The organism is Bacillaceae bacterium S4-13-56, assembly GCA_040191315.1.
Classification (GTDB): Bacteria; Bacillota; Bacilli; order Bacillales; family JAWJLM01; genus JAWJLM01.
In genome coordinates, this window is sequence record JAWJLM010000077.1 from 1 (window position 1) to 5,660 (window position 5,660).

At 47.0% G+C, this 5,660-nt stretch carries 3 protein-coding genes; 2 read left to right on the forward strand and 1 reads right to left on the reverse strand.

Features of this window, described 5'->3' with window-relative positions; all coding sequences use genetic code 11:
- Positions 1 to 45: 45 nt before the first annotated feature.
- Positions 46 to 1,314, reverse strand: a complete 1,269-nt coding sequence (gene aceA, locus RZN25_15490) for an isocitrate lyase (GenBank protein ID MEQ6378215.1) — start codon at positions 1,312 to 1,314, stop codon at positions 46 to 48.
- Positions 1,315 to 2,827: 1,513 nt separating this feature from the next.
- Here aceA and RZN25_15495 point away from each other — a divergent pair.
- Both RZN25_15495 and RZN25_15500 read left to right on the forward strand, forming a co-directional pair.
- Positions 2,828 to 2,971 (forward strand): BH0509 family protein, encoded by a 144-nt coding sequence (locus RZN25_15495; protein MEQ6378216.1) that lies wholly within the window; start codon positions 2,828 to 2,830, stop codon positions 2,969 to 2,971.
- A 100-nt stretch (positions 2,972 to 3,071) separates the two neighbouring features.
- The gene (locus RZN25_15500) at positions 3,072 to 5,288 is read left to right on the forward strand and encodes a malate synthase G (GenBank protein ID MEQ6378217.1); all 2,217 of its coding nucleotides are present in this window, start codon (positions 3,072 to 3,074) and stop codon (positions 5,286 to 5,288) included.
- The last annotated feature ends 372 nt before the right edge of the window (positions 5,289 to 5,660 follow it).

Here is a 5,660-nt window from a genome sequence, read left to right on the forward strand (position 1 = left end):
AACTTCCGATTGTTCCCTAATAGAACCGTCCCTACCAACACGCTCTTACACAAATTGTTCTTGTTCTGTGGAGCCTTTCATTGCTGTGGTGGATGATGTTCCTCCTGAGATGGTTTGAGATACTTGGTCGAAGTAGGAGGTTCCGACTTCGCGTTGGTGCTTGGTTGCTGTGTATCCGTCTTTTTCGCTAGCAAATTCAGCCTGTTGAAGCTCAGAATAAGCAGCCATTCCTCTCTCTTTATACCCTCGGGCTAGACTAAACATGCTATGATTTAAAGCATGGAAACCAGCAAGAGTGACGAACTGGAACTTATACCCCATTTTTCCAAGTTTCTTTTGGAAGTTTTCAATCGTATCTTCATCTAAATGTGCCTGCCAATTAAAGGATGGTGAGCAATTATAGGCCAATTTTTTATTCGGATATTTCTCATGAATAGCCTCTGCAAAACGATGAGCTTGTTCTAAATCTGGCTTAGATGTTTCACACCAAATCATGTCTGCATATGGAGCATAAGCCAGCCCACGTGCAATAGCTTGATCCAAGCCATTTTTGGTTCTATAAAATCCTTCTGAAGTCCGCTCCCCCATTAGGAAAGGGCGATCATATTCATCAATGTCACTTGTAATCATGTCTGCTGCATCAGCATCCGTACGTGCAACAATTATCGTTGGTGTACCCAATACATCAGCAGCTAAGCGGGCTGCAATTAAATTTTTCACTGCTGTTTGAGTTGGTAGGAGTACTTTCCCCCCAAGATGACCACACTTTTTCTCCGACGACAACTGATCTTCAAAATGAACAGCAGCTGCTCCAGATTCAATCATGCCTTTCATCAACTCAAACACATTTAATTGACCACCAAACCCAGCTTCTGCATCTGCAACAATCGGGACAAAATAATCAATATCTCCCTTGCCCTCCAATGTCTGAATTTGGTCTGCACGCTGAAGCGCTTGATTAATCCGCTTCACGACATGAGGTACACTGTTTGCTGGATAGAGGCTTTGATCAGGATACATATGTCCTGCCAAGTTTGCATCTGCAGCCACTTGCCACCCACTTAAGTAGATTGCTTGTAATCCTGCTTTCACCTGTTGCACCGCCTGGTTTCCAGTTAATGCCCCAAGCGCATGGACATAGTCCTTTTCATGGAGTAAGGACCAAAGCTTTTCCGCTCCCCTTCTCGCCAACGTATACTCAATATCAATCGAGCCTCGAAGCTTCATCACATCCTTCGCTGAATAAGGTCTCTCTACTCCTTCCCACCGATCTTCCATACTCCACAATTCCTCTAACTTTGCTTCTCGCGACATTCACAATCTCTCCCTTTGCTAAACATAGTTTTTATTAACAACCCCATTGTTATAAAACAGTTATGTTTAACGATAACTATTATATAACACAGCAACTAAAATATGAACCATTTTTTTAAAAAAAGTTTGCCTAATTTTTTTCGCTACCCTGAAATTCGATCGTCGATCATTAGAATTTGTTCGTCTATCTTAAATTCACGGGCCGGCCTAAATTCCGCGCGTCGTTTTTGGGCTCGCGCGCGTCGTTTTGGGTGATTCGCGCGTCGCTTTCTCTAGTTCGTGCGTCCAACCAAATTCCGTGCGTCGTTTTTGGGCTCGCGCGCGTCGCTTTGGGTGATTCGCGCGTCGCTTTCTCTGGTTCGTGCGTCCAACCAAAATCCGTGCGTCGTTTTTGGGCTCGCGCGCGTCGCTTTGGGTGATTCGCGCGTCGCTTTCTCTAGTTCGTGCGTCCAACCAAAATCCGTGCGTCGTTTTTGGGCTCGCGCGCGTCGCTTTGGGTGATTCGCGCGTCGCTTTCTCTGGTTCGTGCGTCCAACCAAAATCCGTGCGTCGTTTTTGGGCTCGCGCGCGTCGCTTTGGGTGATTCGCGCGTCGCTTTCTCTAGTTCGTGCGTCCAACCAAAATCCGTGCGTCGTTTTTGGGCTCGCGCGCGTCGCTTTGGGTGATTCGCGCGTCGCTTTCTCTGGTTCGTGCGTCCAACCAAAATCCGTGCGTCGTTTTTGGGCTCGCGCGCGTCGCTTTGGGTGATTCGCGCGTCGCTTTCTCTAGTTCGTGCGTCCAACCAAAATCCGCGCGTCGTTTCTCGGCTCGCGCGCGTCGCTTTGGGTGATTCGCGCGTCGCTTTCTCTAGTTGTTGCGTCCAACCAAATTCCGTGCGTCGTTTCTCGGCTCGCGCGCGTCGTTTTGGGTGATTTGCGCGTCTCTTTCTCTGGTTCGTGCGTCCAACCAGAATCCGTGCGTCGTTTTTGGGCTCGCGCGCGTCTCTTCGGGTGATTTGCGCGTCGCTTTCTCTGGTTCGTGCGTCCAATCAGAATCCGCGCGTCGTTTCTCGGCTCGCGCGCGTCGTTTTGGGTGATTTGCGCGTCGCTTTCTCTGGTTCGTGCGTCCAACCAAAATCCGCGCGTCGTTTTTGGGCTCGCGCGCGTCGTTTTGGGTGATTTGCGCGTCGTTTTCTCTAGTTCGTGCGTCCAACCAGAATCCGTGCGTCGTTTCTTGGCTCGCGCGCGTCGTTTTGGGTGATTCGCGCGTCGCTTTCTCTAGTTCGTGCGTCCAACCAGAATCCGTGCGTCGTTTCTCGGCTCGCGTGCGTCGCTCATGTGAGATAAACCAAGACACCCCCTCCTAAATTTTTTCTAAAATATATAATAAGGAAACGATCCGAAAATCCCACATCTCACTAATAAATAGGCGAAAAATCATGTTGACTTTTATTCCATCTGTTATATAATAACAAATAATAAATCCCGTTGTTATAAAACAGTAAACAACTTTAACAAAGGAGGCAATAACCGTGATGAGCCGTACAGAAAGGAAAAATATGATCCACTACATTGAGATGATCAAAGGATTTGATAAGGATACTCTCGCCTATATGACAGACGCCGACATCGAACACATCTATGAATCCACCTATAACCAACACGAAATGGCAGAATAAAAAGAGACGCTCAACAATAACGAGCCACACTCAACCAAAAACCCTTCCCCTCAAGCGCCTGCACTGGGGGGATTGTCTTTTGAACACAAGGAGGATGGAAATGGCAAATTATATAAAAAGAGAAAGTCTTCAGGTCGACCCTGTACTACAACAGTTTATAGAAGAAGAACTATTACCCAATTCCATGGTCGTACCAAACCAATTCTGGTCTGACCTAGATGACCTCATCCACGACCTAACACCAGAAAACAAAAAACTACTACAACACCGCGACCACCTGCAAAATCAAATCGACGAATGGCACAGAAACCAAACAACCTTTCAGCCAGAAACCTACAAAAACTTTCTAACCAACATCGGGTATATCGAACAAAAAACCAACGACTTCAACATCACAACCAACAACGTCGATCCCGAAATCTCAACCCAAGCCGGGCCACAGCTCGTTGTCCCAGTGAACAACGCCCGATACGCCATTAACGCCGCCAATGCACGCTGGGGCTCCCTATACGATGCTTTTTACGGCACCAACGCCATCAACGAAGAAAATGGAGCTACCAAAACAGGAACCTACAATCCCAAAAGAGGCCAGAAAGTCATCCAAAAAGCCAAAGCATTTCTCGATCAATTTTTTCCACTAAAAAATGGAACTCACCAAGATGCAACTAAATACATTGTACAGGACGGCCAACTCTCAGTGACTGTTGAAAATCAGGGAACCACCCAACTACAAGAACCTTCACAAGCCGTCGGTTACAAAGGCAAACCTGAGGACCCTCAATCGGTTTTATTAAAAAACAATCGATTACATGTGGAACTACAGTTTGATCGCACGCATCCCGTGGGGAAAACGGATGAATCCGGAATGAAAGATGTCGTATTGGAGTCTGCGATTACAACTATAATGGATTGCGAGGACTCGGTCGCCGCCGTAAACGCCGCCGACAAAGTACTCGTTTACCGAAATCTGTTCGGCCTGACCATGGGGAATCTTTCCGTTGCTTTTAAGAAGGGGGCCACCATGATGACGCGCTCATTAAATGGTGATCGTGTCTATCAATCTATGGATGGAACATCTGTTTCCCTACCGGGAAGGTCCTTAATGCTGATCCGGAATGTGGGGCACCTTATGACAACCGATGCTATTTTGGATCGAGATGGAAATGAAGTACCAGAAGGAATGTTAGATGCCGTGATCACTGGATTAATAGGGAAACATGATTTGTTAGGGAATGGACGATATCAAAATTCTCGTTCGGGCTCGATTTATATCGTTAAACCGAAGATGCACGGGTCAGAAGAGGTACAGTTTGCAAATCGCATGTTTAATCGGGTGGAGGATATGCTAGGGCTTAGAAGACATACAATGAAAATGGGGGTAATGGATGAAGAGCGGAGGACCTCGCTCAATTTGAGAAGATGTATGGAGCAGGTAAAGGAACGAATCGTGTTTATTAATACTGGATTTTTGGATCGTACAGGAGATGAAATTCACACATCCATGGAGGCTGGACCGATGATTCGCAAGGGAGATATGAAATCATCGAATTGGCTCACGGCCTATGAGAAATCTAACGTGGTATCTGGCTTGTCTTGCGGCTTAAGGGGGAAGGCGCAGATTGGCAAGGGAATGTGGGCGATGCCTGATCTGATGAATGAGATGTTATCGCAAAAGGGAGCTCAATTGGAGGCGGGGGCGAGTACTGCCTGGGTCCCATCTCCTACTGCAGCAACCTTACATGCGTTGCATTATCATGAGTTTGATGTGCCTTCCATTCAAGAGAGCTTGATGGGGCAGTTAGATCAGGAGGAACTGATTGATCGTATGTTAGAAATTCCTGTCGCTGAGAATACTGATTGGAGTCCAGAGGAAATTCAGCAGGAATTGGATAACAATGCTCAAGGAATTTTAGGCTATGTCGTTCGCTGGGTCGATCAAGGAGTAGGTTGTTCTAAGGTTCCAGATATAAATAATGTAGCCTTAATGGAGGACCGAGCAACCCTTAGGATTTCCAGTCAGCACATGGCAAATTGGCTTCGCCATGGTATTTGCACGGAGGATCAGGTAACGGAAACAATGAAGCGCATGGCTAAAGTGGTTGACGAGCAAAATGCGGATGACCCGAACTATATAGCAATGGCAGAGGATTATACCCGCTCCATCGCCTTCCAAGCCGCATGCGCACTAGTATTCCAAGGACATGAGCAACCAAACGGCTACACCGAACCCCTCCTCCACCAACACCGAAGGCAGCATGTTGATAGGCAGCGTGCTGATGGGGACGGTTCTTACCAACACATCCAAACCTTGATTTAGCATTCGTGCTGGTAGGCGTGCTGGTAGGGACGGTTCTTACCAACACAAATTGTATAAATGGGGGCCAATCATGAAATCTAGTAATAATAAAGGGTGTCCTCCCTGTGGTGAAGATAGAGTGAAACTTCCATCAGTGGCCGTTCCCCACTGATTGTTGGCACCCCAAAGGTATGACCTAAAGAGCCTTGAACCAATCGGACATTTACGGACCAGTTTATCCCCACCTACTCTTTTCGTTTCACTCAAGACTTGAGGTGGGGGTATTACTGCCATGTGCCATGAAAATAAAACATTAAATTTTTCATCCTTGTTGGTGAAGCTTGCTTCAAGGTTGGCTGCCCGTTCATGCTGGATAAAATTCATCTAGAGGGC

Coding starts and splice junctions, on each gene's coding strand:
- aceA (MEQ6378215.1), bottom strand. CDS start 1,314: ATGTCGCGAGAAGCAAAGTTAGAGGAATTGTGGAGTATGGAAGATCGG.
- RZN25_15495 (MEQ6378216.1), top strand. CDS start 2,828: ATGAGCCGTACAGAAAGGAAAAATATGATCCACTACATTGAGATGATC.
- RZN25_15500 (MEQ6378217.1), top strand. CDS start 3,072: ATGGCAAATTATATAAAAAGAGAAAGTCTTCAGGTCGACCCTGTACTA.